Here is a 26,710-nt window from a genome sequence, read left to right as displayed (position 1 = left end):
GATTTCCTGATGAAGAAGATGATCGCGGGCCTGCTCGGCCCGCTGCTGCTGGCCGGCTGCGCGAGCCTGGGCGGGGGCGAGCGGTTGCCCTGGGATGACCGCGTGCTGCGTGGCGAACTGGACAATGGCCTGGAGTACCGAGTGGTCGAGGACCGTTCCGAAGCCGGGCGGCTGGATGTGCGCCTGACGGTGCGCGCCGGCTCGGTGGACGAGGCGGACGACCAGGTCGGCGTGGCTCACCTGCTGGAGCACCTGGCCTTCTACAGCCGGGGCGGGCAGGGCGTGAACGTACGCCAGCGCATGGAGGCCCTGGGCTGGCAGCAGGCCCGCAACTACAACGCCGTGACCAGCTACGACCGCACCCAGTACCTGCTCAGCCCGGCCAAGGGCGCGGCGGAGCTGGAGCCGGCCCTGCAGGCCCTGGCCACCCTGGTATTCGCCGGGGATTACCGCGCCGAGGACCTGGAGCGCGAGCGCCCGGTGGTGGTGGAGGAATGGCGGGGCGGCCTGGGCAACGCCCAGCGCATGAACGACCAGCGCACCGCGTCCCAGCGCGTCGGTTCGCGCTACCCGGAGCACCGCACCATCGGCAACGAGGCGGCCATCCGTGCGGCACAGGTGGAGGTGCTCAAGGCCTTCCAGCAGCGCTGGTACCAGCCAGGCAACATGGTGCTGAGCATCGTCGGCGACGTGGACCCGCAGCGCGTCGCGACAGCCATCGAGCAGGCCCTGGGCCAGGTGCCCGGGCAGGCGGTGCCGAGCCGCGAGCACCGCGAGCTGCCCCTGGACGGGAAACTGAAGATCTTCCACCTGCAGGACAGCCAGAGTGGCAGCAACCAGGTGGCCCTGTTGTTCCGCCTGCACGAGCCGGCCAGCCGTGCCGAAGGGCCGGACGGGCTGCGCGAGCGCCTGGTGGACCGCCTCACCCTGTCGGCCATGCTCGCCCAGCTGCGGCGCCAGCCGCTGCAGCCCGGGGTGCGCAGCCTGAGCCTGCAGAAGACCCAGATCGGCAACCACTCCAGCGTACTGGGCGTGGCCGCCGGGGTGACCGGCGAGAGCCATGATGCGGCGCTGCGCCAATTGCTGGGCGAGGTCGAGCGCCTGCGCCGCTTCGGCATCAGCGAGGCGGACATGGACGCTCAGAAGGCCCGGGTGCGCAGCATCGCCCAGGGCATGCTCGAACGGCCCGATACCCGTGACTTCCAGAGCTGGATCAACGAACTCAACGACGCCGCTGTGCTGGGTCGCCCGGTGCAGCGCAAGCATGTGATCGCCCGTGCCTACCTGGGCGTGCTCGACAGCGTCGGCCTGGATGAGATCAACCAGCGCCTGCGCACCTGGGTCGACAGCCCCGACCAAGTGTTGCAGCTCAGCGCGCCCGGCCTCACGCCCCTGCGCCTGCCCACGGTCGCCGAGGTGCAGCGCCTGAACGCGCAACTGGCCGTGCAGCCGCTGGCGCGGCCTCAGCCCTGGCAGCCGGAGGTCGAGCCCGTGGTCACCCATCCCGAGGTGCCCGGCCCCGGCGCGCCTGGCGAGATCGTCTCGCGGCGCAGCTTCGCGGCCGAGCAGGTGGAGCATTGGCAACTGAGCAACGGTGATCGCCTGGTCTGGCTGCGCAAGCCTGGTGCCAAGGGCGGTGTGGGCTTCAAGGCCGAATCCTCCGCCGGCTTCATGGTCGAGGGGATGCAGCCCTGGCGTGTGCAGATGGCCGCGCAACTGGCCGGGCAGAGCGGGCCGGCGGGCTGGAGCCCGGAGGCCATGCGGCTGTGGCGCAGCGAACAGCGGGTTTCCTTCGCCCTGGAGCAGCAGGCCCAGCGCCTGGAAATCGACCTCGGCCACCTGCCGACGCCGGCCGGCAAGTCGAGCGCGCCGGTGGATGTGCAGGCACTGCTGCAGGTCTACCGGCTCAGCCAGCAGGCGAGCATCGACCCGCAGGCCTTCGAAGCGGCGCGCACGGACCTGGGCGAGCGCATTCAGCGCAGCCGCGACAGCGTGCGCGAACGCCAGGACGACCTGCAGCGCCGCCTCAGTCATGGCGATGACGGCTGGGTACTGCCGAGCCGCGACGAACTGGCCGCGCTGAGCCGTGACGCCCTGGACGCGGACTGGCAGCGCCTGGTCCGTGCGCCCGTTACCTACTACCTGATGGCCGATGTACCGGCCGAGCAGCTGGAGGGCTGGGTGCGCGCCGAGCTGGCCAGCATTCCCCGTGGGCAGCCGCTGCAAAGCCGTTCCGCCCTGCAGCAGCCGGGGCAACGCCAGGGCGAACTGGAAATGGCCCTTGAACCCCGCGCCAGCCTGCGCTTGCTGAGCTACCAGGCGCACGAATGGAACCCCCAGGACGCCGCGCGCGTCGCCGCCCTGCGGGAGCTGGCGCGGCAGCGCCTCAAGCAGGCGCTGCGGGGCGAGGCGGGGGGCATCTACAGCCTCAACTTCGATGCCGAACTGAACCCCGACAGCCGGCGCATCGAGAGCCGCCTGAGCTTCTCCTGCGACCCGGCGCGGCTGGACGAGCTGCGCGAACTGGCGCGACGCACCCTGGCCGAGCTGCCCCGGCATATCGACGAAAAATCCCTGGCGCCCTTGCGTCGCGAGTTGGTGCGCCAGGAAGGGCTGCGCCATGACGATGCGGAAACCCAGCTGCGCCGCCTGGTGCTCAGCGAACGCAAATGGCAGGACCCGCGCTACCTCGCCCAGCAGTCGGCAGTGGCGGACGCCCTGCAGGTGGAGGCACTCAAGGGCCTGGCCACGCGCCTGGCGGACCCGGCCAACCGGGTGCAGGTGCTGCTGACCCCGGCGCCGGTACTGAGGACTTCCCATTGAAGACCCTGCGCACCTTTTTCACGCTGGCGTGGCCCTTCTGGGGCGATCGCCGGCAATGGCAGGCCTGGCTGATGCTGCTGACGGTGATCGGCCTCGGCTTGCTGGTGGTGCAGATCAACGTGCTGATCAACGCCTGGAGCAAGGTGTTCTACGACACCCTGGGCGCCTTCCGCACCGACGACCTGTATAGGTTGATGGGCGAGTACGCGCTCTACATCGGCAGCTACGTGGTGATAGTCGTGTACCTCGACTGGCTGCGTAAGGCCGTGGTGCTGCGCTGGCGCCGGGCGATGACCGCCAGCACCATCGGCGCCTGGATGCAGGGCCAGGCCTTCTACCGCCTGGGCTTCGACGGCGAGCCGGACAACCCCGACCAGCGCATCGCCGAAGACATCCGGCTGCTGGTGGACCGCAGCGTCGAGCTGCTGGTGTCCTTCATCGCCAACATGGCCCAGGTGGGTGCCTTTCTCTCCATTCTCTGGGGGCTGTCGGGCACCCAGACCTTCACGCTCTGGGGCCACAGCTTCACCGTCGAGGGCTACCTGGTGTGGATCGCGGTGATCTACACAATCGTCGGCACGGCCATCACCCATGGCATCGGCCGCCCCTTGCAGCGCCTCAACTACGAGCAGCAGCACCGCGAGGCGGACTTCCGCGCCAGCCTGTTGCGCCGCCGTGACCACGCCGAGCAGATCGCCCTGTACCGCGGCGAAGCAGTGGAGCAGCGCCACCTGGGCGAGCGCTTCGAACGCATCGCCTACAACTGGCGGCGGCTGATGGACCGTCAGCGCAGCCTGAGCTTCTTCACCGTGGGCTACGACCGGGTCAGCCTGATCATCCCGGTGTTCGCCGCGCTGCCGGCCTTCCTCGCCAAGACCATCACCCTCGGCGGGTTGATGCAGATCCGCAGCGCCTTCAATGCGGTGCAGAACTCCCTCAGCTGGTTTATCGACGCCTACTGGCGCCTGGCCGAGTGGAGCGCCACGGTGGAGCGCCTCGGCCAGTTCCAGCAGGCCATCGAACGCAGCCGCGTGCAGGTGCGCGAACCCTGCTGCGGCGAGGCGCTCTGCGTGCGCCAGCTGGACGTGCTGCGCCCCGATGGCAGCCTGCTGCTGGCCGGCGTAGATGCCTCGGTGGCTAAGGGCGAGTGGGTGCGCATTGAGGGTCGCAGCGGCCTGGGCAAATCCACCCTGCTGCGCACCCTGCAGGGGCTCTGGCCCTATTGCCGGGGCGACTGGCAACTGCCCGAAGGGCGCAGCCTGCTGCTACCGCAACAGCCTTACCTGCCGAGCCTGCCGTTGCGCGACCTGCTGGCCTATCCCGCCACGGCCCTGCCGGAGGACGCACGCCTGCGCGAGGTGCTGCAGGCGGTGGGCCTGGACGCGCTGACGGAGCGGCTGGGGGATGAGCGCGAATGGAGCCGCGAGCTGTCCGGTGGCGAGCAGCAGCGCCTGAGCATCGCCCGCGCCTTGCTGTACCAGCCCGACACGCTCTACCTCGACGAAGCCACCAACCAGCTGGACGACGCCAGTGCCTGCCGGTTGCTGGAACTGATCCGCCAGGCGCTGCCCAGGGCCACGGTGATCGGCATCAGCCACCAGCCGACGGTGCAACGCCTGTTCCAACGGTCGCTGAACCTGGAGTCGGCGCCGTTGGCGGAAGCGGTGGCGGTGTAGAAGGGCCATCTTTGGTGGGCTGAAGCGGAGCGCCGCCCGGCCCACCCTACGCCCGGGCTACGCATAGGTCATGGCGGGTGCTTTGTTCACAGCAGGGGCGTTCCCGTCAATATTGACGGGGGCGTCGCGGAGCCCCGACCATGGCGCCTTTTCGACGATTCCGGGGCGGTGCGATGCAGGTTGTGGACGGCTATCTACAGGTGGGCCCGGATGAGCTGGAGCAGCAATCGCTGGCCGAATTGCTGCGTGGGCAGAGCCTGCCGCTGCATTTCAACGGGGTGGATTTCAGCGGGCAGGACCTGTCGCGCATGGAGCTCTCCGGCGCGCGCTTCGAGCGTTGCCTGTTTGCCGCTGCCGACCTCACCGCCGCCATGCTCGAAGCCACCGAGTGGATCAGCTGCCGCGCGCCGGAGGCGGTCTTCCGCTCGGCGCAACTCACCGATGCGCGCTTCCTGCGTTCGGACCTGAACAACAGCCGCTGGCAGCGCAGCAAGCTGGCCCAGGCGCGCTTCGAAGGCTGCAAGCTGACCGGCGCCAACTTCAGCGATACCTCCACCCTGGGCATGGTGTTCCACGACTGCGTGCTGCGCAGCGCCTGCCTCTCGGGGCTGTCGTTCTACAAGGGCGAGCTGTACAACCTCGACTTCGCCGAAGCCGATCTCAGCTACTGCGACTTCCGCAAGGCGGTGTTCGTCGAGGGTGGCAGCCTGTCCCTGGCGCGGGTCAACAACGCCCGTTTCGACCAGGCCGACCTGCGCGAGGCCAGCCTCGACGGCCTGCGCCTGGTGGATGCCAAGCTGTTCCACGGCGCCATCATTTCCCGCGCCCAGGCGTCGATGCTGCTGTCGGGGTTGGGCCTGACCGTCCTGTAGAACTAGCCCGGCCACTTCTCCAGGGCCGCGCGGCAATCCTCCACCAGCGCCGGCATGTCGGCCTCGATCTCCTGCCAGCCCAGCAGTGCCAGGGCCTCCTGCGCCGCGGCGCGCAGCGGCGCCCATGCAGGGTGTTCGAAGTTGTTGCCTTCCAGGTTGACGTAGGCGCCGTGGCTCAGGGTCATGCAGGCGGCCAGCAGCGCCTGCAGCTGCCCATGTGCCCGGGGCTGGAGCCGTGGCGGGAAGCCTTCGACGAAGGCCTCGAGGTGATCGAGGTAGGAGGACCAGAGGTCGCAGTCGGCGCAGCAGCCGATGTTCGCCAGCTGCCAATCGGCGTCTCCGGCGAGGAACTGCAGCGCCGGGCCCAGTTCACCGAGGAGGATCAGCCGGCGATATTCCTCCTCGCCGTACCAGAACCAGATCAGCGAAGCGAGGCTCCCCGGGTTCGCGGCACTGGCTTCAGTCATGCCGCGTCCCCGCGTGCCACCAGGCGGGGCGCCCATCCTCGAAGGATTCATAGGTCGGCATCAGCGCGGGGGAATCCTTGTGGTCGAGGCTGCCCACCAGGAGGGCGATGGTCGGCTCGTCGTCGATGGCGCCCAGGGAGCTGCCGCAGTGGGCGCAGAAGGCCCGGCTGGAATAGTCGGAGGAGCGGTAGGTCGCCGGGGCACCGGCGGGGCCGGTCCAGCGCAGCCGTTCGCGCGGCACTTCCACCCAGGTCACCGTCAGCGCGCCGCTGTGCCGCTGGCAGAACTCACACGAGCAGGTGTGCGGGTTTTCGAGCGGGCCCTGCACCTCGAAGCGCACCTGGCCGCACAGGCAACCGCCCTGATGGAGATCCGTGGTCATCGCCGCCTCCCTGGGCCTCGCTGGAATGGTCGCGAAATCTAGCACGGGGAGGGCCGCCGGTGGTGCGGCGGCTTCAACGGTTCAAAGCGTCACGACCTTGTACTGCCAGAGCTCGCGGCCGCCCTTGTGGTACTCCTTCTTGTAGCTGACCAGGCCTTTGAATTCGGACCCCTTGCCTGCCCAGAAGTCCTTCCACCAGTTGCGGATCGACGCCTGGTCTTCATTGATGAGCTCCCACTCGCCCACATTGGGATCGAGGAACAGCACGTGCTCCCTGTCGAGGCTGCTGAACGCCAGGGCATGCCCGCCATCGGCGCCATCCACCACATAGATGTAGGCGCCCGGGATCGCCAGTACATGGTCGATCACATCCTGGCGCGTGCGCAGCCCGGTGAATTTCTTGAAGGGGCCGCCGCCTTCCCGCTTGGTCACCGTCAGGCCGAATCCCTCCATGCTGTTGTCGCTTTTCTTGTTGCGTTGCCTGTGGCTCTCCAGCAGTTCCTGGATGGTCTCCGGGCCGATGATGTCGTAGATGGTTTCACCGGGTGTCAGATGGCCCGCCAGAACGGCCCTGACCCAGCGGCGGCAGGCTTCGAGGCAAACGCCCCGGGCATTGTTCCCGGTGCAGGCGAGGGCGCTGGACTGGTTGACCTTATGGCGTGCGATGGTCATGACACTTCCTTGTTCATGGGGTGGGCGTTCGTTGCGCTTTCTGGCCTGTTGGCTGAGGGAATGCAACAACGGAGGCGATTGAGGCTAGCCAGCGTCAGAGTGCTGTCAATAGACGACAACGAGGTGGCCTCATGCTCAATTCCAGCCTTCATGCAGGGCTGTGCGCAGTCAAGATCACCCGGTTACGGGCGGGGCTTTCGCATGACGCGCAGGAAACACTTTGCAAAAGCCCGCTCGTTGAGCGCCTGCCCCGGGATTCTGTAATTTATCTGCCGTGAAGCCGGGCCCCTCTGGCGGTTAATACCGCGATGTCGGAATCACAGTCTGTACAACTTCGACTGCAAGGAGGGGCTCCAATGACCGCCCTAGATACGTTCCTGTTTTCCGACTTCCTCGGCACCGCCACCTGGCTGTGGCTGGTCTTCTTCGCCGTGGTGTTCGCCCTGCTGGCCTTCGACCTGGGCGTGCTGCATCGCGATAACCGCGAGATCGGCGTCAAGGAAAGCCTGCTGCTCTCCGCCGGCTACATCACCGCCGGCCTGCTGTTCGGCCTCTGGGTGTTCTTCCAGAAGGGCGGCGACGCCAGCATGGATTACCTCACCGGCTTCCTCATCGAAAAATCGTTGTCGATGGACAACGTGTTCCTCATGGCGATGATCTTCAGCTTCCTGGCCATCCCCCGGGAGTACCAGCACAAGGTGCTGTTCTGGGGAATCATGGGGGTGATCGTGCTGCGCGCCGTGATGATCGGCCTGGGTGCGGCGCTGATCCACGAGTTCAGCTGGATCCTCTACGTGTTCGGCGTGTTCCTGGCCATCAGCGGCGTGAAGATGCTGTTCTCCAAGGTGGATGACCACCCGGACCTGGAGAACAACGCGCTGGTGAAGTTCCTGCGCCGGCGCATGCGCGTGACCGATAGCCTGCACGGGCAGCGCTTCTTCGTGCGCCAGGCGGATGCCACCGGCAAGACCGTGCTCTGGGCCACGCCGCTGTTCCTGGCCCTGGTGATGATCGAGTGCGCCGACCTGGTGTTCGCCATCGACAGCGTGCCGGCGATCTTCGCCATCACCCAGGACCCCTTCATCGTCTACACCTCGAACATCTTCGCCATCCTCGGCCTGCGTGCCCTGTACTTCGCCCTGGCGGCGCTGATCCACCGCTTCGCCTACCTGAAGTACGCCCTGGCCCTGGTGCTGGTGTTCATCGGCACGAAGATCTTCCTGGTGGGCATCATCGGCAAGATCCCGGCGGTGATCTCCCTCAGCGTGACCCTGGGCCTGCTGGTCGGCGGCGTGCTGCTGTCGCTGTACAAGACCCGTGGCCAGGCGCCGCAGCCCATCGAGGAAAACCGCGCGAGCTGATGGCGCGGCGTCACACCCGCCCCCTCGCGCACTGACGCGCCGAGGGGGCTTTTTGTTAGGCTGCGCTCCTTTTTTCGCAAGGAGCACTGCGTGGCCCTTTCAGCATGGAAGCACCTGCCCTCGTGGGCGGCCCTGTTCGTCGCCACCACGGCGAGCGCCCATACCCTGCCCAGCACGGTGTACCGCGGCACGGCGGGGGATATGCAGCTGGAGGTCATCCTCCAGTTCGACAGCGCCTGGGACGGCATGGCCGGGTTCGTCGAAACCTCGGCGGCGGCCGATCACCTGACCCTGGAAACGACGCCCTATGACCCCAGTGAGCCGCTGCTGATCAACCTGCGCGACGGCACGCCACTGCCGCCGGCGGCGATCGAGCTGCAGCCCTTCGCCCTCGACCAGCAGGTGCTGCAAGGGCGCTGGATCGACCTGCGCACCCGCGAGGAGCGCGTGGTGCAATTGGAGCGCAAGCTGGTGTTCCGCGACGGCTCCAGGGCGGTCTACGAGGCCGACCTGCTGCAGCAGGGCACCAGCCAGGGCATGAGCTTCCGCGTGCATGCACGCAAGGCGGCCAACGAAGAGGTGCCGGTCTTCGACCGCATCACCGTCACCGACAAGGCCAGCGGCGCGACGCGGCAGGTGATCGAGGGGCTGGATGCCTACTTCTATGGCACCGACACGCTGCGGTTGGCCTACCTGGACGATGACGATTTCATCGACTTCTCCTTCGTGCCCAAGCGCATCCGCGAGAGCGACCAGGCCCTGACCAGCGGCACGGTGCAGTACTACCTCTACGACCCGGCGTCCGGCCGCTACGCACTGCACGCGGGCCTGACCGAGATGGCCGGCAGCGGCTCGCTGTACCCCGATGCCCACCAGCGCGGGCGCTTCGAATACCGCCCCGAAGGCGGCGAACGCTTCCGGCCCGGCACCTTCCAGGCAGGCTTCTACCGCCTGGACGCAGGGCAACGGGTGGTGGCTGAAGCGGCCGGGGAGGCCGCGCAATGAGCCGCCTGTTCCGTTCCTGGCTGCGCCTGGCGCTGCTCGTGACCCTGTGTGGGCCCGGCCTGGCCGGTGCCGTGGACGTCTACCAGGGCACCCTCGGCAAGCAGGCGGTCACCCTGGTGACGTTCCAGCAGAACCGCGTCATCCGCGGCGTGTATTTCTATGACCGCTACCGCACGCCGATCCGCCTCAAACCGGTGTTCAGCAACAACGAGCCCAACAACGGCATCGGCATGGACGAGCTGGACGCCGGCGGGCTGCCGGCTGCGCGCATCCTTGTGTTCTTCTCGGGCTACTACAAGCGCGATGCCACCCTCAATGGCACCTGGACCGACTACCGCACCGGCAAGCGCCTGCCCATCCACATGAAGCACGTGGCCATGCTGCGCTCCGACGAAGCCTGGCCGGGGGCGACCACGGCGGTGTTGCAGGCGGCCTCCACCGAACGCTTCTACTTCCAGGTGCCGCTGGCCAAGGACGGTGGCCCGGCGTCGGCCATCGAGGTGTATGCGAAGAAGACCGGCAAGCGCGTGCAGACCCTGAGCCTGCCGGGTTGCCGCAGCGAGGATGTGGAAACCGTGCAGCTGGCGGTGGAGCAGGGCGCCACCCAGTTGCGGGTGGGCAAGCGCTACCGCTGCGCGGGCGTGGCCTTCGCCTGGGACGAGGGCACGGGGCAGTTCGAGTCGTTGCGTTGACGCGGCCCCGCGCCGGGCTCAGAGGAACTCGGCGCGGATGCGGTCGGTGTCGAACGGGGTGATGCCCTCGCGCAGGCCGAACAGCGTATCGGCCTGCTCGGGCCTGTCCACCCGGCTGCCGCGTGCCTCGGCATGCAGCGCGAACAGGGTGTGCAGGTCCGGGGCGGCGAGGCTGGTCATGGCGCGCAGCATCAGCGAAATGCCGCTGAGGTTGTTGGCGACGTTGTTCCAGCGCGGGTAGCCGCCCAGGCCGATATCCGTCCAGAGGATGCAGCGCTGCTCCAGGTCGATGATGAAGGGCAGGCAGGTCTGCTGGTTGGCGGAGAGGTCGAGGCGGTCTTCCACGGTGCGCGCCTCGAAGGCTTCGCCGGAGTCCACGTCGCTGCGGGCCATCCAGCCGGCGAAGCATTCCGGCAGGTCGCAATACGGCTGGTTGGTGTAGCTGTTGACGCAGGGCACCACGAAGCGCAGGCCCTTGTCGCGCAGCAGCTGCAGGTCGAGGTCGATGAACTCGGCAGCGCCTTGCGGGGCGTCGACGATGTCGCCGCTGTGGTGGCCGCCGTAGCCGTGCAGGTTGTAGTAGGCCACCAGGTCGCGGTAGACGAAGTCGCCATCGAAGAAGGCGGTCGACAGGTCGATGTCGGTGCGGCTGTGGCCGTTGGTCCACCAGAGGAACAGGCGGATGTAGCGCGACTCGGGCAGCGGCATGCGGCTGCCGCGCACCAGGGTACGCAGCGAGCGCGAGGCCGAACGCTGGGCCAGGGGCACCACCCGGTCGGCCAGCTCCGGTGCCAGGTAGCAGCGGCCCAGCGGCGGGCGGCTGGCGAAGCGGGCCACCAGGGTGGCGCGGATCAGCGCGATGGCATCGGCCAGGTGCTCGGGGGCGATGGGCGCGCGCCGATCCGGGAGCGTCCAGGCACGGGCGGCATCGCCCTTGGGGAAGAAGGTGCGCAGGGGCGCGTGCCCGCGATGCTCGAACTGCGCCAGGGCCTGCAACAGCACCGGCGTGGCGACCTGCTGGGCGACCTCGGCGAACTGCTTGAGCACCGCATCCGGCTGCGGGCTGGTGCGCAGCAGGTGGTCCAGGCGCCGGGCCATCTCGCCGGGGCGGGTGGCCAGGCGCTGGCTGGCGGCCTCGACCCGGCCGGTTTCCAGGTCCCGCTCCACCTGGCCATTGAAGCCGCTGAACGGCAGGCCCTCGCGCAACACCTGGAAGGCTTGCCAGGTACGCGGGCATTGGCTGCGGTAGTCGCCGGGGTGCAGGCCTTCGCCAAGGCGCTTCCAGCGTTCGGGCCAGCGGCGCATGTCTTCGGTGGGGTCGCCGCAGGCTTCCAGCAGTGCCAGCAGTCGGCGCCGTTCGCGACGCTTGAAGCCCTTGAAGCGGCAGGGCTCGGCCAGGGAGACATCGCCATCGCAGAGCGCCACGGCCAGGCGCAACACATCGGTGGCGGTGCCGATGCGTTGGTCGACGAAGCGCTCGGCGCGCTCGCCGGGGACGAAGCGCAGCAGCCAGGCGGCGATCAGCGCGAGGTTTTCCTTGAAGGGGATTTCTTCCGGCAGCAGGTCCAGCACCTTGTCGCGGTACTGGCGCACGAACCACTGCAGGTCGGCCTTGTCGTCCGCCGACAGCGAGGTGCGCGAGGCGGCCAGGCGGGTGCAGATGCGCTCGAATTCTTCCTGGGTGCCGAGGTCGATCTCCAGCGGCTGGCGGTGGTGCAGCAGGGGCGCCGGCAGGCTCGGATCCTGCAGGCGCAGGCGTTGCAAGGTGAGGTAGTGGAGGACGGCGCGCTGGTACAGCTGCGCCTCGTCCAGGGCCAGGCTGCCGGCCGGGAAGTCGGGGAACAGCGGGCGGTGTTCACGGTGTGCGCCGGTCATCGGGGCCAGGTGGCGGCGCAGGTCGCGCAGCACCCGGGCGAGCTGCTCCGGCGAGAGGGTCAGCAGGCGCTCGGCGAGGGCCTCGGAGAGCACGAAACCGAGCTGCTCGGTTTCCTTTTGCACCATGGCCACCTGGGCCAGGCTGGCGCCGCCTTCACCGGGGCTGACCGCGAACTTGCGGCAGCGGCGCAGGAAGATTCCGTTCACATCTGCCCCTGAAATGAAAAGCCCACCGTGAGGTGGGCGGGTGGGAAGCGGGCACCCTAGTTTCAGAGGTAGAAGGAAGGACGCCCATAGCCACGGCGTGGAGGATATTGCAGGTGGCGGGAAAAATGAATCGCCGTTTGCAGGCGAACGCTCGACGCTTTCGCATCGTGGCGATTTCTTCTGTGCCACGGCTGGTGAGCACCCGTGCTTCACGCCATGATTGGCCCCTTTGTGCGGGCCATGGATCGGCCGGGCCCGCTGTACCGGGAACGTGCGATGCACATGGAATCGGAACGGCCTTCCGCCGCCTGGCTCTACCTGGGTGGCGAGGGCATCGAGCCCCGTTGCCTGGCGACGGATGCGTACGTGTCGCCGCTTTGGTGCCTGCTGCTGGCGGGTGCCGAGGTGGTGCCGGCGATCACGCCGGCGCAGGTGGAGGTGCAGACGCCCGGCAATGGCCTGCGCCTGTCGCTGGAAACGGCGCAGGACAACTGGGCGCAGTTCGACGCCTATATCCGCCGTCACCCCCAGCACCATCGCGTGCCCGCCATCGGGCTTTGCCTGGACGCGGTGGCGGCCTTCCTGCAGCGTGCCGCTGAAGCCAGCGAGGGGCCTTTGCAGACGTTGTGGCTGCAGGGCGACCTGGATGCGGTTTCCGGCCCCTTCGATGCCAACACCGCTTCGCGCATCGGCTTCTGGAAGTGGAACGCCGACACGCGCCTGCAGGCGTTGCAGGGGGGCACGGTCGACCTGCATGACGTCACCCTGGTGCTGGATTACGAGAACCTCGACGAGTGGGTGCGGGCCTTTGGCCTGGATACGCTGGACCACCCCTGGTTCCGGGCACTGGCCCATCTCGAGGATTTCGCCGGGTTGCAGGTGCCCTTTGCCGAACTGGAGGCGCCTGCCGAAGCCGAGCCGCTGCCGGTCGGGCTCGATGAGCACGACATTGCGCTCGACCCCGGCCCTGAACACGAGCCGGAACACGAGCTGGAACTGGACGAGCCGGCGCCGCCGCCCGTTTCCCCTGGGGAATGGGCGCGCCGTTACCAGGCGGGCGACCCCGCTGCGGCACTGGCGTTGTCCCGTCTGGCCGATGACCCGGCCCAGGCCATGGACTGGGCGCGGCGCGCCTGTGGCCTGGAGGGGGCCGCCGAGCCCACGGCGGCGGCCTGGTTGCGGCTGGCGCAGCTCGCCTTCGAGAGGGCCGGCAGCACGGACGAGCTGCTGCAGGCGCGTGGCTGGGTGGAGCGGGCGCAGGCGCTGGATCATCAGCTGGACGAGGTCTACGCGCTGCTGTTGCTGCAGGCGCGCCTGTGGCTGGATGCCGACGCCGGGCCGGTGGACGGTGCACGGGCTTTCGCCGCGCTGGAGCGGCTGCTGCTCCTGAGCGGGCGCAACCAGGCGGTGCATACCGAGGGGCTGCACCTGCTGGGCATCTGCCGTCGCGATGGGTTGGGCTGCCCGGCGGACCCGGAGGCGGCGCGGGTGTCGTGGCGTTCCGCCGCGTCGGATGGCCATGGCCCGGCGACTCGGGCGCTGGTGGAGTTGCTGGCCGCACAGGCCGACGCCGAGGAGGATGCCCAAGCGGCGGAGCGCTTGTGGCTGGAGGCGTTGAACCACGCCGAGGTCTACCTGGAATGCTTCGCCGAGGAGGGCGACCCGCGGGTGCTGGCGTTCATGCACGGTTTCTGTGGCGAGCTGGCGCTGCGCACCGACCCCATCGACTGGGAGGCGGCGGAGCTGCACCTGGTGCGCGCGGCCGAGGCGGGGAACGTCGATGCCATGGGGCTGCTGGCGATCGACGTCTACCGCAACCGGCAAAGCCCGTTGCGCGACCTCAAGCGCGCGCTGCACTGGGCTTGGCGTTACGGCGTTGCCACGGGGGTGCTGAAGTCGGCCGACGCCGGGTGGCAGCGCTGGGTGTTCGCGCTGTTCTGGTTGCTGCGGGGGTAGGCGAGGTGCATCGCCCGAGCCATGGCGGGCCGGGCGATGGCGCGGTGCATCAGTAGGTGATGCACACCGACTTCAGCTCGGTGAAGCCTTCGATGGCGGCCTTGCCGAACTCGCGGCCCATGCCGGACTGCTTGTAGCCGCCGAAGGGCAGGTTGGGGTCCACCGGGACGTGGTTGTTGACCCAGACGGTGCCGGCTTCGATGCGCGGTATCAGGTCCATCACCCGGCCCAGGTCGTTGCTCCAGATGCTCGCGGTGAGCCCGTAGGGGCTGTCGTTGAGCATGTCCACGGCCTGGTCGACATCGTTGAAGGGCAGCACCGAGAGCACCGGGCCGAAGATTTCCTCGCGCACCGAGGTCATCCCCTGGGTGACCTTGCCCAGCACCGTGGGCTGCACGAAGTAGCCGGGCAGGTCGGGCTGGCCGCCACCGGTGCAGAACTGCGCCCCTTCCTCGCGGGCGATGGCCAGGTAGCGCAGCACGCTGGCCTGCTGGCGACGGGAGACCAGGGCGTTGACCTGGGCGTCCGGGTCCATGCCGGCGCCGACCTTCAGTTGTGCCACCTGGGCGGTCAGGGCTTCGACGAAGTCCTGGTAGCGGCTGGCGTGCACGTAGAGGCGCGAGGCCGCCGCGCAGACCTGGCCCTGGTTGAGCAGGCCACCGCCGATGGCACCGGCCACGGCCTGCTCGATATCGGCATCGGCGAGCACCAGCATGGGGTTCTTGCCGCCCAGCTCCAGGGTGAAGCGGGTCATGTTGTCCAGCGCCGCGCGGCCCACCTGCTTGCCCACGGCGGTGGAGCCGGTGAAGGACACCTTGTTCACCAGCGGGTGGGCCACCAGCGCGGCGCCGGCATCGGCACCGCCGACCAGCACGTTGAAGGCGCCCGCCGGGATGCCGGCCTGGATCGCCAGCTCGGCCAGGCGCAGGGCGGTGAGCGGGGTTTCGTCCGCCGGCTTGATGATGATGGTGCAGCCGCAGGCCAGGGCCGGCATCACCTTCCACAGGGCGATCATCATCGGGAAGTTCCACGGCACGATGCCGGCGATCACCCCGGCCGGCTCGCGGCGGGTGTAGGCGTTGAAGCGCGCCTGGGCCGGCACGGGGATGGACACATCCAGCGTCTGCCCTTCGATCTTGGTGGCCCAGCCGGCCATGTAGCGCATGTAGTTGACCGAGGCGCCGACCTCCACCGCGCGGGCGAGGTGGATGGACTTGCCCTGGTTGAGGGTTTCCAGTTGCGCCAATTCCTCGCCATGGGCTTCCACCAGGTCGGCGAAGCGCAGCAGCACGCGCTCGCGCTCGGCGGGGGCCAGGCCGCTCCAGACGCCCGAGCGGAAGGTGCGGTGGGCGGAGGCGACCACGGCATCCACCTGCGGCGCGTCGGCCTGCAGGATGCGCGAGAGCGCCGCGCCGCTGGCGGGGTTGTGCACCTCGCGCTGGGTGCCCTGGGCGGGCTGGTGTTGTTGGCCGTCGATGAACGAGGCGTGGGTGCGGTCGACGAAGGCGTCGACGCTGGGAAGGGTGTTGATCAGGGCATTGGACACGATCGGCTCCTGGTTCGGGCAGCGGGAGGGTTCGCCCGCGTAGGGCGTGCCCCAGCTTAGGGTCGGGCCCTGGCCAGGGCTTGACTCTGCCTGCCACGCGAACATGACCCAGCGTGCAGTGAGGCGGCCTGTCACGCAGGCGCAACGATCTGGCAGCAGCGGACAAGCCGTAAGAAGGGGAAGGGCGGATAGTCATCCCGTCGCCTTTGCTGGGCGTCGGTTATTGATTGCTCCGTGCTCCACGCTTTACCGCCGTTCTGGTCATCGGCGGTTTTTTTTGCCTGCGATTTGGTGGGAAGGCTTGGGTAGGGTGGGTAGAGCTGTGCGAAACCCATGCTGCCGGGGCGGCCAATAATCACGGTGTGTGACGGGGCCTCGGATCGATGGGTTTCGCTTCGCTCTACGCCATCCTACGGGGGTACGTGAGCGTGGGGTGCGGGGGTGGAAAAGGAAGGGCGGCCTGGCGATCCGTGCCGGGCCCGGCCCTTCAAAGGGGTGGATCAATTCGTAGGATGGGTAGAGCTGTGCGAAACCCATGCTGCCGGGGCGGTCAATAATCACGGTGTGTGACGGGGCCCCGGATCGATGGGTTTCGCTTCGCTCTACGCCATCCTACGGGGGTACGTGAGCGTGGGGGCGGGGTGGAAAAGGAAGGGCGGCCTGGCGATCCGTGCCCGGTCCGGCCCTTCAAAGGGGGGGATCAATTCGTAGGATGGGTAGAGCTGTGCGAAACCCATGCTGCCGGGGCGGCCAATAATCACGGTGTGTGATGGGACCTCGGATCGATGGGTTTCGCTTCGCTCTACGCCATCCTACGGGTCTGCGGGAGCGTGGTGTGCGGGTGCGGGGGTGGAAAAGGAAGGGCGGCCTGACGATCCGTGCCCGGTCCGGCCCTTCAAAGCGGGTGGATCAGAAGGCCAGGGCCATGGTCACCTGGCTGTAGACGTTGGTACCGTCGCCGCCCACCTGGTTGCCGCCGTTGCTGGCGTCGCGGTCGGGCTGGTAGAGGCCCACCAGCGGGCTGACCAGCAGGTGCTCGGTCACTGCCCATTCCAGGTAGATGTCCAGCTCGCGGGCGTCGAGGTTGAGGGCGTCGCGGCGCTGCAGGGTGTTGAAGTCGAAGTAGAGGACGCCGAGGGTGAGGTTCTCCAGCGGCTTGGCCTTGAGGCCGACATGGTGGATGCCGGTGTTGCTGTTGAAGGGGCCGGCGTAGTTGGAGGCCACCTCGCCCTGGAACCAGGTGCCGTAGCCGCTGGCGAAGCCGTTGAAGAGGCTGTCCCAGCCTTCGGAATAGCGGCTGTAGCGGTAGGTCAGCTTGGGTGCCCAGGCGATGTCGGCGAAGGTGTAGCCGCTTTCCAGGTACCAGGCGCGCTCGTTGCCGGCGTCCTTGTCCTGCACTGCGTATTCGAAGCCGAAGCTGGCGTTCTCGATGCCGGCATCGCCTTCGCCGCGCAGGCTGTAGATGTCCATGCCGTCGCGCTGCTGCTGGAAGTCGCTGGCCCATTCATCGGTGACGTCGAGGCCGTGGATCCAGGTCAGCCCCAGGGTGCCGGGGGCTGCGGTGTATTCCAGGGTGCCGGCGGCCAGCTCGGTTTCGGCCTGGGCGCGGTTGTCGGACTTCAGCCAGAAGGCGCTGCCGTGCAGGCCATCCTTGCCGCCCAGGCGCAGCACGGCGGTGCGGTCGAAGGCGTGGCGGGCGGCGTTGTAGTAGGCACCGCCACGGTTGAGGTGGCCGTCCGCCGGGCCGTTGCCGAGGTTGGGGCCGTCGTCGTTGATGAGGAAACCGGTGCCGATCTTCAGCACCTGGCGGCCGAAGGAGACATCGACACCGTCCTCGCCCAGGGCCGGGAACAGGTTGGCGGAGCGCCAGCCCAGGTAGGCCTCCTCGATCTTGGTGGTGCGCTCGTTGCCCAGGGTGTTGCCGCCCGGGTCGCCATCGCGCCAGGTGGCGGAGCTGACCCAGTTCAGCGCGCCGTAGGCGGTGCCGTTGCCGGCCAGGCCCTGGTCGCCGCTGAGGCCGTACTTGACGAAGCCTTCGGTCCAGGTGGAGCCGCCGGCGGTGCCGTCGTAGTTCTTGCGGCTGTTCATCCAGCCGTAGACGGCGAGGAAGTCGGCGTTCAGGTGGCTGTCGTCATCGGCGTAGAGTTCGTAGGCGCCGACGTTCGGAATGGCGGCCAGCAGCGCGGTGCCCAGGGCGACGGCACTGGCCAGCGGCTGCAAACGGAGCGTTTTCCTCATGGTTCTCTCCCTCGTATTCTTCTGTGTTGTACGTCCGGGGCAACGCCCTGTGAGTTGGCATGCCGCCCGGGGGAGCGCGGAGGCGCCCGGCGCGGCGACGGCTATTAACGAGGGCGTGGTGGGGGCGAGTCTTGTTCGAGGCTGCCAGCCGGTTTGCACGCGGCGGCCAGGCTGGAAGCGGCGCGGCGCGGGGATGTCAGGCTGCAACAAGAGCAGCGGCAGGCAGGGGCAAGACGCCCGGGGAGGGCGGGCGCACAGTGGTGGGGAACCTGCGGCTACGACCGCACCGGCCACCCCGGCCGGATAACGATAAACAAGAACAATGCATTCGAGGGCCCTGACGATGTCGATCAACGCCAAGCTCACCGCACACCTGAATCGAGGCTCGGTGGGGTTCCCCACCGCGCTGGCCAGCACCATCGGCCTGATCATGGCCAGCCCGGTGATCCTTACCGCCACCATGGGCTTCGGCATCGGCGGCAGCGCCTTCGCCGTGGCCATGCTGATCGCCATGGTGATGATGCTGGCGCAGTCCACCACCTTCGCCGAGGCGGCGTCGATCCTGCCCACCACGGGCTCGGTCTACGACTACATCGCCTGTGGCATGGGGCGCTTCTTCGCCATCACCGGCACCATCGCTGCCTACCTGATCGTGCATGTGTTCGCCGGCACGGCGGAAACCATCCTGGCCGGGGTCATGGCCCTGGTTAACTTCGAGCACCTCAACACCCTGGCCGAGTCGGCCGGCGGTTCCTGGCTGCTGGGGGTGGGCTTCGTCATCGTCTTCGGCATCCTCAACGGCTTCGGCGTCAGTGTGTTCGGCAAGGCCGAGGTGATCCTCACCTTCGGCATGTGGACGACGCTGATGGTGTTCGGCGTGGCCGGCCTGATCGCCGCGCCCGCCGTGCAGCTGGACGGCTGGTTCGGCACTTCGATGGTGGGCACCGACCTGGTGACCATCCTGTCCCTGGTGGGCATGGCGATGTTCATGTTCGTCGGTTGCGAGTTCGTCACGCCCCTGGCGCCGGACCTGCGCAACTCCGCGCGCACCATGCCCCGCGCCATGGCGCTCGGGCTGTTCGGTGTGGCCTCCTGCATGTTCATCTACGGCGCGGCGATGAAGCGCCAGGTGGAGAACGTGCTGCTCGACGAGGCCACCGGCGTGCACCTGCTGGATACGCCCATGGCCATCCCGCAGTTCGCCCAGCAGGTGATGGGCGATATCGGCCCGATCTGGCTGGGTATCGGCTTCCTCTTCGCCGGCGCCGCCACCATCAACACCCTGATGGCCGGCGTGCCGCGCATCATGTACGGCATGGCCGTGGACGGCGCGCTGCCGAAGGTCTTCGCCTACCTGCACCCGCGCTACAAGACGCCGCTGCTGTGCATCGCCGTGGCCGTGCTGATCCCCTGCCTGCACGCTGCCTGGCTGGGTGGCAACACCGACAACATCTTCCACCTGGTGCTGGCCGCCGTCTGCGCCTGGAGCACCGCCTACCTGCTGGTGACGATCTCTGTGGTGATCCTGCGCATCCGCCGCCCGGACCTGCCGCGTGCCTATAAGTCGCCGTTCTTCCCGCTGCCGCAGATCATCTCCAGCGTCGGCATCCTGCTGGGCATGTGGTTCATCACCCCGCCGGGCATGAACCCCAAGGACATCTACGGCCCCTTCGCCGTGATGCTCGGCCTCACCGCCGCCTACGCGCTGTTCTGGACGGTGGTGGTGCAGAAGGTCAACCCGTTCCGCCCGGTGCCGGTGGAAGAGGTGCTGGAGAAGGAATTCGCCAATGAGCCGGGCATCCACCCCAGCGAGAGCTATGGCCATGCTTCCCGCACTGCGTGAGTTCTTCGGCAACACCCGTGCGCCCTCCGGCTACCGGCCGGGGGCGACCCTGGCCCTGGTGCGGCGCAACCTCGGCGGCCTCGGTTTCGAGGCGCTGGAGCCAGGCCAGGGGCGCTTTACCCTGGACGACGGCCTGCAGGTGGAGGCCCGCGAGCGCACCCAGTCGGAACTGCTGATGCACCTGGTGCTCACCGAGTTCAGCCTGCAGGTGCCGTCATGCGGGCAGGGCGTGGTGAAGCTGGAGCTGCGTCACACCGGCGCCATCCGCCGCCAGGGCCTGGCCTGCACCCGGCGCGCCGGGGAGGCGGCCGAGCTGGCTGGCGTGATCGCCGCGCTGGAGAGTGACCCGGCCTTGCGGGCCGCGCTGATGCCCCTGGACTTCAAGCGCCTGCGCATCGAACGCGAGGACGGCCACTGGCGGGTGCTGCTGGAACACATGGGCGCCAGCGAGGTGGTCAACCGCATGCCGGCGTTCCGTCGCTACATCCGCCTCGACGACGCGCAGCAGGCCCACCTGCTGAATGCGCTGCCGGCGCTGGCTCGGGTGCTGGCGGGCTTTTGAGTGGCGTCAGGCCTCCGTCGCGGGGGCCTTCTTGATGCCCGGGATCAGCACCAGCTGGCGCAGGTCGGCGACCCTGAGGTCCAGGCTCTTGCCGCTGGGGGACAGTGCCAGCTCACCCATGGCGAAGACCCGGAAGTAGTCCACCTCTTCCCTCAGCAAGCCATCCAGGTAGCCCTTGAAGCGGTAAGCGTCCATTTGCTCCTTGGAGATGTAGAGGAACACCGGCTTGTTATCGATGCGGTCGTAGAACTTCAACTTGAAGCCGCTGCCGTAGCGGTCCACCAGCAGCGCGCCACCCTGCAACACCCGGTTGGCGTTGCCCAGCTTGGCGTACTTGATCGCCTTGAAGTACGCGCCCAGGGGCATCTCGCCTTCGCCCACCACGCGCAGGCGCATGGCCTTGAACTCGTCGTCGCCAAGCTCCAGCCGCGCTTGCCGGTAGCACTCCACCAGGCGCTCCAGGCTGCTGGTGCGCTGGTTGGCCGATTTCTTCTCGTTGCGCGGTGCCGGGGCTTCATCGGGAGTGCCGGTGGGCTTGCGCGTGGGGGCGGTTGGCATTTCGGGCTTGTCGGCGCTGGGCCTGGCCCGTTCGACCGGGGGCTCGAACACGTCGATGTAGTCATGCAACTTGCGCCGGGCGTGGCGCTGCCGGGCCTCGGCCTCGCTCTCGCCGGGCAGCTTGCCGTCGGCGTCCTCGTCCTCCTCGTCGGCCATCCATTCGCAGTCGGGCGCGTGGCTGGAGTGCGGGTTCTCGCGGAAGTGCGCGGCCTTGTAAGTCTCGTTCGGCTGCTTGTCGTAGTTCGCCGCGGTGACCTTGGTGCCTAGCGCGCGGCAGGCCTCGCTGGAGCAGAGGAAGTCGAAACGGCTGCGCGGCTCGGGCAGGGAGAAGAACGCCCGGCGCGCTTCGGCGATGGACAGCACCTCGTCCAGCTGGACGCAGTAGGCACGGGTGATCGGGGCTTTGGTGGGCATCCGGGCGGTTCCCTGGCTGGGGGCATGAGGCGGGATTATGCAGGCTGGCGCTATGGCGGCAAACGGGGGCTTGGAGTGGGCGGCGGGCGGGTGTTAGGTTCTCGGCATGTCGGCATTCAACAAGGAGTGAGTCATGGCATCGCACAAACTGAAAGGGCCCAGGGCCACCGGCTTCAAGCCGGGCATGGGCACCCATCACCCGAAGAAGACCCGGGGCGCCCGCAAGGAACGCTCGGGCATCCAGGCCCTGGTGATTGCCGGCGGCATCGTATTGCTGGTCATCGTGCTGGCGGTGCTGGCCCGCTGAGGTAGGGCGAGAACGCAAAAGAAGCCCCGGCCAGAGTGCCGGGGCTTTTCGTTTCAGCGATCCAGCAACTGCGGTGCGATGCCGAGGGCGCCAGCGACCTTCTCGCGGGTGGCCTTGCGTGGCTTGGCGGCCTGTTCCTGCTGGGCATAGGCCGGTTGGCTGATACCGATGCGCGCGGCCACTTCCGCCTGGGAAAGCCCCAGGTGTCGGCGCCAGGCGGCGATGGGGGTGAGGCCATCCTTGACCATATGGCCGACGACTTCGTTGGGGACCTGTTCCTCGTGGGTATCCAAGGATGCGGGTTGCGTAGAGGAAAGCATCAATCCGGCTCCTTTTTCTCTGTGCGGCTCAACCACGTTCGGCCTTGCCAACCAAGTGTTCGAACACCTTATGGTCGGCTGCGCAGAGTGTCCACGTTGAGCTGTCGAATGCCCTCAGGGCAATTTCGCAGTGGCTGTAGTCGTCCTCTGCAAGGCGTGCAGCGTCGATGCGGCCGTTCTTGCTGATGGCCACCAGCAAACAGTCATTGGTGGAGTCCAGACCTGCAGCGAAATCCCTGATCCCACGCCAGTCGAACTTCATTCCATACGGCAACGACTCCAGGTAGTCGCAGAACTCGGTCATCGAGCTTTTGATCGGGAATTTCCCCACCCCCGTCATATTCGAGCAGATGCCAGTCGAGATCGTTGTCGGGAATCCTTGAGAGCAGTTCGTCGAGCTCCACCCGCCAGTGGTCATCTCGGTGGAGCTTCACTTCCTTCGTTTTCATGTTCTTCCTGACTGTATGGAGGCATTCACGTGTTTCGGCGCGGTGTGTCGATCATGCCTTGCATGACTCAACACGAAAGAGGGCTCGTGCGATTTAGCCCGTTGCCAGCATTCATTCGAAGAGGCCCCGGGAGTCGCGTTGACAGGCAGCCGCTCAGCCTCGGGCAATCCGTGCCAGCCGGTGTGTCTGGCACCGAAACTGCATCTTCGGACGCCATCGAGTCCTTGTTGCGCTCGCATAGATAACATGTTAACAATCTCGCAACAAAAACAAGATAACTCCGGAGGTTCGTATGCGTGCTCAAGAAGCCCGTGGCGGTCTGGAAGACTGGCAAAAGTCGCTGCAGAACATCTGCGGCAGGTTCGAAACCCAACTGGCTACCAGCCGTTCGCTGTTCATCGGCGAGATCTCCGCGCAATGCCATTCCGGCCTCACCATGGCGCACCTGCGCACCAATGCCGGGCTTATTTCCCGTTCTTCCCTCAAGGCCGATCGCGATGACGACCGCCACTGCTTCCTGATCAGCCAGCGCAGCGGCTTTTCCCGGGTGGCGCAGGGCGGTGTGAGCATCGACCTGGCGCCGGGCGAGCTGCTGCTGATGGATTCGGTGGGCGCCTGCGAGATCACCCCCTTCGGCCTGATCGACCACGCCTCCCTGCACCTGCCGCGCGAGGCGGTGGAGCGCGCGTTCAAGTCCAAGCAGGCCAAGTTCGGCAAGATTTCCTCGACCCGCGCCAGCGGCAAGATGCTGCACCTGCTGATGGACCAGCTGTGCCGCGAACAGGCGGGTTCGGACGATGACGAGATCGAGGCCCTGGAGAACGCCTTCATCTCCCTGCTGGAGCCGGCGCTGGGCCAGGATCGCGTGGAGGCCGGCAACTGCGATTCCCTGCAAGGCGCCAACCTGCGCAGCTATGTGCAGAAGATCATCGACGAGTCGCTGTCCCAGCCCAACCTCACGCCGCTGGCCCTGGCCAACCGCCTGGATATCTCGGTCCGCCACCTGTACCGGCTGTTCGAGGAGCAGGGCGACAGCGTCTGCCGCTATATCCAGCGCTCGCGCCTGCAGCGCAGCGCCGATGACCTGGCCAACCCCATCCTCCGGGGCGAGTCCATCACCTCGATCGCCTACAAGTGGGGCTTTACCGATTCGGCGCATTTCAGCCGGTCGTTCAAGAAGCACTTCGAGCGCTCGCCCAAGGACTTCCGGGCCGGCGCGTTGATGGAGGCCGCCGCCGGCTTTTGACGGCGGCTCCATTCATCTTCCTAGCCCAGTTGCGTGGCCAGGTGCTCCACCTGGTCATGCAGGAAGCCGGCGAAGGCCTCGCCGGGCTGCTGCAGCTGGATGAAGGCCAGCATCGGGTCTTCCACGGCGGTACGCACCCCAGACAGCTCCTCCATCACCGCGAGCCCGCAGAAGGGCACGTAGGCCTCCGCGTAGCCACCCTCGTGCACCAGCACCAGGCGCCCGCCGCACAGCCCCTCCGCCGCTTCACGCAACAGCGCCGTCATCCCGCGGAACGAGTCGCTGTGCAGCAGCATGCGCGCCAGCGGGTCCACGGCGTTGGCGTCGTAGCCGCAGGCGACCACGATCAGCTCCGGGCGGAAGCGCTCCAGCGCCGGCAAGACGATGCGGCGCATGGCCTGCAGGTAGGCGTCGTGGCCGCTGCCGGCGGGCAGGGGGATGTTGATGTTGCTGCCCAGGCCGGCGCCGCGCCCGCGATCCTCCAGACCGCTGTAGCCCGGCGGGTAGCAGTTCTCCTGGTGCAGGGAAACGGTCAGCACCTCGCCGTCTTCCTCGTAGATCGATTGGGTGCCGTTGCCGTGGTGCACGTCCCAGTCGATCACCGCCACCCGTCGCAGGCCGTGGCGGGCCCGGGCCGCCTCGATGGCGATGGCGATGTTGGCGAGGAAGCAGAAGCCCATGGCCTGGTCGGCGAGGCAGTGGTGGCCCGGCGGGCGCGACAGCGAGTAGGCGTTGTCCGCCTCGCCCCGCATGACGCAGTCGACCGCGGCGATGGCCAGGCCGGCGGAGAGCTTGGCGATCTCGTAACTGCCGGGGCCGATGGGCGCCTCGCTGCCCAGCTCGCCGCCACCGGCGTCGCTCAGGGCCTTGAAGCGTTGCAGGTAGTGGGCCGGGTGGACGCGCAGCAGATCTTCGTCCGTGGCCGGCTCCGCACTGCGTTGCAGCAACTGGCGGGACAGGCCGGAGACATCCAGCAGGCTTTTCAGCCGGCGCTTGGTTTCGGGGGACTCGGCGAAGCCGGTGGCGGCCGGCGGTTGCACCCAGCCGCCCACGGGCAGGGTCAGGGCGTGCATGCCGGCGCTGTGCCAGAAGCAGAGTTCATCGGAGAAGAAGGCGGTACGGCGGCTCATGGATTGGCTCCGGTGTTGTCGAGGGAAGGGGACGGCGCGCCGCTTTGCAGGCGGGCGAGGCTGAGTGCGGCGAAGGACAGCAGCAGGCAGGTGGCACTGAGCAGCAGCACGCCGCGCATGCCGACGCTGCTTTCCAGCAGCGGGCCGGCGATGGCGGGGCCGAGGGCGAGGCCACCGCCGATCAGCAGGTTGGTGGTGTTCATCAACCTGCCGTCGCGGTCCAGGTCGGCCAGGCAGGCGAGGATGAAGGGCAGGGCGAAGGTCCAGGTGTACTTGAACACCAGGGCCGCCGTGGCGAAGCGCGCGAGGCCCGGTTGGTCGAGCAGGAGCAGCACCGCACCGGTCATCAGGGCGTAGCCGAGCAGCAGCATCGCCCCGCGCGGCCAGCGCTTGCCGATCAGCGCGGCGCAGGCCGAACCGGCGATGCCCAGCAGGGTGGCGACGGCGAGGATGCGCCCGCTGCTGGCCGGGTCGATGGCCGCAGCACCGGCGATGCTGCCGATGAAGGTCCACACGCCGCTGAGGCCGACGTAGAAGGCCAGTACGGCGAACAGCGCCAGCAACGCCCGCCAGCCGATGCCACCGGATGCCCGCTCAAGCGTGCGGGTGGCCGGGGTGACGCCCTGGAAGCTGCCCGCCAGCGGCAGGCACAGCAGCATCAGCAGGGCCAGGCCGAGGTACAGCGCCTGCAGGCCGAAACGCTCGAACAGCGGCGGCAGCAGCCACAGGCCGATGGCGCCGAGCACCAACTGGCCCATGACCCAGAGCCCGTACACGCGGTCGCGGTCCTGGCTCTGCGCCGCGCTGGCGATGCACAGCACCATCAGCGTGCCGCCGGCCAGGGCGCTGACCACGCGCAGGGCCATCAGCGGGTGGAAGGCGCTCGCCCAGGCCGACGCCAGGTTGGCGACGATGAACAGCAGGGCTGCGCCGCGCGCCACCCGCCGCCAGTCCAGGCGCGGCTGCCAGAGGTAGGCGGGCAGGGTGGCCAGGCTCATGGCGGCCAGCTCGGCGGAGAACAGCTGGCCGATCTGCGCCGGGCCGAGGCCGAGCTGGAGGGCGTACTGGGTGGCGATGGCCGGCGCGGCCATCAGCACGCAGGGGACGATGGCGGCGAACAGCACGATGGCCAGCAGGCGGGTGCGGGGCAGCCCCGCGGAAACGGCGGTGGTCATGGCGTGGCCCTCAGAAGACATGGACGAAGCGCAGCAGCAGGTTGTTCTGCTCGAAGGCGTTCTCGGTGGCGACGTTGCGCGTCAGGCCCAGCAGCACCTGGTTGCGCCGGTCCAGCCAGTGGCCCACTTCGAAGCCGAGCTGGGTGTAGCGCTGGTGGGTGTCGTCGAGGGTGCGGCCGTTGAATTCCAGCTCGCCGCCGTCGGCGTGGATCAGGCGCAGGGCGCCGTAGGTGCTGGGGGTGAAGTCGTAGGAGGCGAAGGCCTGCAGGCGGTAAAGCGGCTTCTGCTCCAGGTCCTGGCCGAAGTAGTCGTCGTTCTTGCCATAGACCTGGGCTTCGAGGTTGGCCTCCAGGATCCAGTTCTCGCCGACGCCCTGGGTGTAGTTGTAGTTGAGGTGCAGGGCCCAGCGGTTGGCGCCGGGGGAGGCGTCCGGGTTGCGCCCGTGGTACTCGCCCACCGGCACCGTGAGCATGGTCAGCAGGCCGCTGTAGGTGCGCGATTGCGGGTCGTTGATGAAGAACAGCGTGCCGCCCACCTGCGGGTCGCCCAGGCCGCGTTCGCTGCTGCGGCTGGCGGCGCCTGGCGCACGGATGTCGACGTCCACGTAGGGGACGATGAACTGCGGGGTGCACAGGGTGCCGCAGATGTCGGTGAAGATCAGCTGGCGCCAGGCGAAGGCGTTGACTGCGAGGTCGGCCTTGCCCGTGCTGTCGCCCGCGCCGTGGTAGTCGTTGGCACGGGTCAGCGGCAGGTAGCCGACACCGAGCACGGTGCCCACCGGTGCCGAGACGAAGTCGCGGGCATTGAGGTCGGCGGCCTGCGCGCTGGAAGCGGCAAGGGCGGCGGCGAGGGCAAGCGGAAGCGTGTAGCGGCTGTGCATGTGCAGGGTTCCTCTGGCGGGTAGGTGCAGGCAAAGGCTCCCCGTCCCGCCGTC

At 68.0% G+C, this 26,710-nt stretch carries 23 protein-coding genes; 11 read left to right on the top strand and 12 right to left on the bottom strand.

The annotated features are described in order from the left end of the window. The first annotated feature begins 9 nt into the window (after nt 1-9). From PSm6_RS27015 to PSm6_RS27005, 3 genes are all read left to right on the top strand, one after another. On the top strand, nt 10-2,823 hold the full coding sequence (locus tag PSm6_RS27015) for a M16 family metallopeptidase (RefSeq protein ID WP_265168779.1): 2,814 nt from the start codon (nt 10-12) through the stop codon (nt 2,821-2,823). Beyond that, the gene (locus tag PSm6_RS27010) at nt 2,820-4,499 is read left to right on the top strand and encodes an ABC transporter ATP-binding protein/permease (protein ID WP_265168778.1); all 1,680 of its coding nucleotides are present in this window, start codon (nt 2,820-2,822) and stop codon (nt 4,497-4,499) included. Before PSm6_RS27015 ends, PSm6_RS27010 begins: the two co-directional genes overlap by 4 nt. A 173-nt stretch (nt 4,500-4,672) precedes the next feature. Then, nucleotides 4,673-5,371 carry a pentapeptide repeat-containing protein gene (locus tag PSm6_RS27005; RefSeq protein ID WP_043244549.1) on the top strand — a complete coding sequence of 233 codons (699 nt, stop codon included), beginning with the start codon at nt 4,673-4,675 and terminating at the stop codon, nt 5,369-5,371. Between the two features lie 2 nt (nt 5,372-5,373). Here PSm6_RS27005 and PSm6_RS27000 read toward each other — a convergent pair whose 3' ends face one another. From PSm6_RS27000 to PSm6_RS26990, 3 genes are all read right to left on the bottom strand, one after another. Beyond that, nucleotides 5,374-5,838 carry a hypothetical protein gene (locus PSm6_RS27000; protein ID WP_265168777.1) on the bottom strand — a complete coding sequence of 155 codons (465 nt, stop codon included), beginning with the start codon at nt 5,836-5,838 and terminating at the stop codon, nt 5,374-5,376. Next, complete coding sequence (locus tag PSm6_RS26995) at nt 5,831-6,220, bottom strand: GFA family protein (RefSeq protein ID WP_265168776.1); 390 nt, start codon at nt 6,218-6,220, stop codon at nt 5,831-5,833. Before PSm6_RS26995 ends, PSm6_RS27000 begins: the two co-directional genes overlap by 8 nt. Nucleotides 6,221-6,301: 81 nt before the next feature. Continuing rightward, nucleotides 6,302-6,892 carry a YopT-type cysteine protease domain-containing protein gene (locus PSm6_RS26990; RefSeq protein ID WP_043244546.1) on the bottom strand — a complete coding sequence of 197 codons (591 nt, stop codon included), beginning with the start codon at nt 6,890-6,892 and terminating at the stop codon, nt 6,302-6,304. A 356-nt stretch (nt 6,893-7,248) separates the two neighbouring features. On the opposite strand from PSm6_RS26990, the gene PSm6_RS26985 reads away from it, so the two are divergent. The 3 genes from PSm6_RS26985 to PSm6_RS26975 all read left to right on the top strand — a co-directional run bounded on the left by PSm6_RS26985 (nt 7,249) and on the right by PSm6_RS26975 (nt 9,950). Then, nucleotides 7,249-8,253, top strand: coding sequence for a TerC family protein (locus PSm6_RS26985; RefSeq protein ID WP_265168775.1), 1,005 nt, complete (start codon nt 7,249-7,251; stop codon nt 8,251-8,253). Between the two features lie 90 nt (nt 8,254-8,343). After that, on the top strand, nt 8,344-9,258 hold the full coding sequence (locus PSm6_RS26980; RefSeq protein ID WP_265168774.1) for a hypothetical protein: 915 nt from the start codon (nt 8,344-8,346) through the stop codon (nt 9,256-9,258). Then, on the top strand, nt 9,255-9,950 hold the full coding sequence (locus PSm6_RS26975; RefSeq protein WP_265168773.1) for a hypothetical protein: 696 nt from the start codon (nt 9,255-9,257) through the stop codon (nt 9,948-9,950). Before PSm6_RS26980 ends, PSm6_RS26975 begins: the two co-directional genes overlap by 4 nt. 18 nt (nt 9,951-9,968) lie before the next feature. Here the strand turns inward: PSm6_RS26975 and PSm6_RS26970 are convergent, their stop codons facing one another. Next, nucleotides 9,969-12,032 carry a TerD family protein gene (locus tag PSm6_RS26970; protein ID WP_043244540.1) on the bottom strand — a complete coding sequence of 688 codons (2,064 nt, stop codon included), beginning with the start codon at nt 12,030-12,032 and terminating at the stop codon, nt 9,969-9,971. A 276-nt stretch (nt 12,033-12,308) separates the two neighbouring features. Here PSm6_RS26970 and PSm6_RS26965 point away from each other — a divergent pair, with 276 nt between their 5' ends. Then, nucleotides 12,309-13,988 carry an SEL1-like repeat protein gene (locus PSm6_RS26965; protein ID WP_043244539.1) on the top strand — a complete coding sequence of 560 codons (1,680 nt, stop codon included), beginning with the start codon at nt 12,309-12,311 and terminating at the stop codon, nt 13,986-13,988. A 49-nt stretch (nt 13,989-14,037) separates the two neighbouring features. On the opposite strand, the gene PSm6_RS26960 is transcribed toward PSm6_RS26965, so the two are convergent. Both PSm6_RS26960 and PSm6_RS26955 read right to left on the bottom strand, forming a co-directional pair. Continuing rightward, complete coding sequence (locus tag PSm6_RS26960; RefSeq protein WP_201769966.1) at nt 14,038-15,534, bottom strand: aldehyde dehydrogenase family protein; 1,497 nt, start codon at nt 15,532-15,534, stop codon at nt 14,038-14,040. Between the two features lie 909 nt (nt 15,535-16,443). Continuing rightward, nucleotides 16,444-17,772: an alginate export family protein gene (locus PSm6_RS26955; protein WP_265168771.1), complete on the bottom strand. Its 1,329-nt coding sequence runs from the start codon at nt 17,770-17,772 to the stop codon at nt 16,444-16,446. A gap of 343 nt (nt 17,773-18,115) precedes the next feature. Here PSm6_RS26955 and PSm6_RS26950 point away from each other — a divergent pair, with 343 nt between their 5' ends. After that, complete coding sequence (locus tag PSm6_RS26950; protein ID WP_184489908.1) at nt 18,116-19,615, top strand: APC family permease; 1,500 nt, start codon at nt 18,116-18,118, stop codon at nt 19,613-19,615. Then, entirely contained in the window at nt 19,596-20,177 is a 582-nt protein-coding gene (locus PSm6_RS26945) for a DUF3156 family protein (protein ID WP_265168770.1), read from the top strand. The genes PSm6_RS26950 and PSm6_RS26945 overlap by 20 nt, the downstream gene beginning before the upstream one ends. A gap of 6 nt (nt 20,178-20,183) precedes the next feature. On the opposite strand, the gene PSm6_RS26940 is transcribed toward PSm6_RS26945, so the two are convergent. Next, on the bottom strand, nt 20,184-21,149 hold the full coding sequence (locus tag PSm6_RS26940; protein ID WP_265168769.1) for an ATPase: 966 nt from the start codon (nt 21,147-21,149) through the stop codon (nt 20,184-20,186). A 133-nt stretch (nt 21,150-21,282) separates the two neighbouring features. Here PSm6_RS26940 and PSm6_RS26935 point away from each other — a divergent pair, with 133 nt between their 5' ends. Beyond that, the gene (locus PSm6_RS26935) at nt 21,283-21,456 is read left to right on the top strand and encodes a hypothetical protein (RefSeq protein WP_184489911.1); all 174 of its coding nucleotides are present in this window, start codon (nt 21,283-21,285) and stop codon (nt 21,454-21,456) included. Nucleotides 21,457-21,509: 53 nt separating this feature from the next. Here PSm6_RS26935 and PSm6_RS26930 read toward each other — a convergent pair whose 3' ends face one another. Further along, nucleotides 21,510-21,776, bottom strand: a complete 267-nt coding sequence (locus PSm6_RS26930; RefSeq protein ID WP_265168768.1) for a helix-turn-helix domain-containing protein — start codon at nt 21,774-21,776, stop codon at nt 21,510-21,512. A 28-nt stretch (nt 21,777-21,804) separates the two neighbouring features. Beyond that, nucleotides 21,805-22,080 (bottom strand): hypothetical protein, encoded by a 276-nt coding sequence (locus PSm6_RS26925; RefSeq protein WP_265168767.1) that lies wholly within the window; start codon nt 22,078-22,080, stop codon nt 21,805-21,807. Nucleotides 22,081-22,517: 437 nt separating this feature from the next. Here PSm6_RS26925 and feaR point away from each other — a divergent pair, with 437 nt between their 5' ends. Next, nucleotides 22,518-23,471 carry a transcriptional regulator FeaR gene (gene feaR, locus PSm6_RS26920; protein WP_043246592.1) on the top strand — a complete coding sequence of 318 codons (954 nt, stop codon included), beginning with the start codon at nt 22,518-22,520 and terminating at the stop codon, nt 23,469-23,471. Between the two features lie 20 nt (nt 23,472-23,491). Here the strand turns inward: feaR and PSm6_RS26915 are convergent, their stop codons facing one another. From PSm6_RS26915 to PSm6_RS26905, 3 genes are read right to left on the bottom strand one after another with little or no spacing between them, the layout of a single operon-like run. Further along, nucleotides 23,492-24,601 carry a histone deacetylase-like amidohydrolase gene (locus tag PSm6_RS26915; protein ID WP_021221104.1) on the bottom strand — a complete coding sequence of 370 codons (1,110 nt, stop codon included), beginning with the start codon at nt 24,599-24,601 and terminating at the stop codon, nt 23,492-23,494. Next, complete coding sequence (locus PSm6_RS26910; protein WP_052351448.1) at nt 24,598-25,797, bottom strand: MFS transporter; 1,200 nt, start codon at nt 25,795-25,797, stop codon at nt 24,598-24,600. Before PSm6_RS26910 ends, PSm6_RS26915 begins: the two co-directional genes overlap by 4 nt. Continuing rightward, on the bottom strand, nt 25,787-26,656 hold the full coding sequence (locus tag PSm6_RS26905; protein ID WP_184489916.1) for a transporter: 870 nt from the start codon (nt 26,654-26,656) through the stop codon (nt 25,787-25,789). The genes PSm6_RS26910 and PSm6_RS26905 overlap by 11 nt, the downstream gene beginning before the upstream one ends. Nucleotides 26,657-26,710 lie beyond the last annotated feature (54 nt).

The organism is Pseudomonas solani, from assembly GCF_026072635.1.
In the GTDB taxonomy this organism is placed as follows: Bacteria; Pseudomonadota; Gammaproteobacteria; order Pseudomonadales; family Pseudomonadaceae; genus Metapseudomonas; species Metapseudomonas solani.
The sequence above is the reverse complement of the archived record's forward strand: the minus strand, read 5'-3'. Positions and strand labels throughout refer to the sequence as shown.

What these genes read in the sequence shown, in the direction of transcription:
- PSm6_RS26950 (WP_184489908.1), top strand. Translation starts at nt 18,116, where the DNA reads ATGTCGATCAACGCCAAGCTCACCGCACACCTGAATCGAGGCTCGGTG.
- PSm6_RS26985 (WP_265168775.1), top strand. Translation starts at nt 7,249, where the DNA reads ATGACCGCCCTAGATACGTTCCTGTTTTCCGACTTCCTCGGCACCGCC.
- PSm6_RS26945 (WP_265168770.1), top strand. Translation starts at nt 19,596, where the DNA reads ATGCTTCCCGCACTGCGTGAGTTCTTCGGCAACACCCGTGCGCCCTCC.
- PSm6_RS26915 (WP_021221104.1), bottom strand. Translation starts at nt 24,601, where the DNA reads ATGAGCCGCCGTACCGCCTTCTTCTCCGATGAACTCTGCTTCTGGCAC.
- PSm6_RS26955 (WP_265168771.1), bottom strand. Translation starts at nt 17,772, where the DNA reads ATGAGGAAAACGCTCCGTTTGCAGCCGCTGGCCAGTGCCGTCGCCCTG.
- PSm6_RS27005 (WP_043244549.1), top strand. Translation starts at nt 4,673, where the DNA reads ATGCAGGTTGTGGACGGCTATCTACAGGTGGGCCCGGATGAGCTGGAG.
- PSm6_RS26925 (WP_265168767.1), bottom strand. Translation starts at nt 22,080, where the DNA reads ATGACCGAGTTCTGCGACTACCTGGAGTCGTTGCCGTATGGAATGAAG.
- PSm6_RS26910 (WP_052351448.1), bottom strand. Translation starts at nt 25,797, where the DNA reads ATGTCTTCTGAGGGCCACGCCATGACCACCGCCGTTTCCGCGGGGCTG.
- PSm6_RS26995 (WP_265168776.1), bottom strand. Translation starts at nt 6,220, where the DNA reads ATGACCACGGATCTCCATCAGGGCGGTTGCCTGTGCGGCCAGGTGCGC.
- PSm6_RS26905 (WP_184489916.1), bottom strand. Translation starts at nt 26,656, where the DNA reads ATGCACAGCCGCTACACGCTTCCGCTTGCCCTCGCCGCCGCCCTTGCC.
- PSm6_RS26930 (WP_265168768.1), bottom strand. Translation starts at nt 21,776, where the DNA reads ATGCTTTCCTCTACGCAACCCGCATCCTTGGATACCCACGAGGAACAG.
- PSm6_RS26965 (WP_043244539.1), top strand. Translation starts at nt 12,309, where the DNA reads ATGCACATGGAATCGGAACGGCCTTCCGCCGCCTGGCTCTACCTGGGT.
- PSm6_RS27000 (WP_265168777.1), bottom strand. Translation starts at nt 5,838, where the DNA reads ATGACTGAAGCCAGTGCCGCGAACCCGGGGAGCCTCGCTTCGCTGATC.
- PSm6_RS26990 (WP_043244546.1), bottom strand. Translation starts at nt 6,892, where the DNA reads ATGACCATCGCACGCCATAAGGTCAACCAGTCCAGCGCCCTCGCCTGC.
- PSm6_RS26935 (WP_184489911.1), top strand. Translation starts at nt 21,283, where the DNA reads ATGGCATCGCACAAACTGAAAGGGCCCAGGGCCACCGGCTTCAAGCCG.
- PSm6_RS27015 (WP_265168779.1), top strand. Translation starts at nt 10, where the DNA reads ATGAAGAAGATGATCGCGGGCCTGCTCGGCCCGCTGCTGCTGGCCGGC.
- feaR (WP_043246592.1), top strand. Translation starts at nt 22,518, where the DNA reads ATGCGTGCTCAAGAAGCCCGTGGCGGTCTGGAAGACTGGCAAAAGTCG.
- PSm6_RS26940 (WP_265168769.1), bottom strand. Translation starts at nt 21,149, where the DNA reads ATGCCCACCAAAGCCCCGATCACCCGTGCCTACTGCGTCCAGCTGGAC.
- PSm6_RS26975 (WP_265168773.1), top strand. Translation starts at nt 9,255, where the DNA reads ATGAGCCGCCTGTTCCGTTCCTGGCTGCGCCTGGCGCTGCTCGTGACC.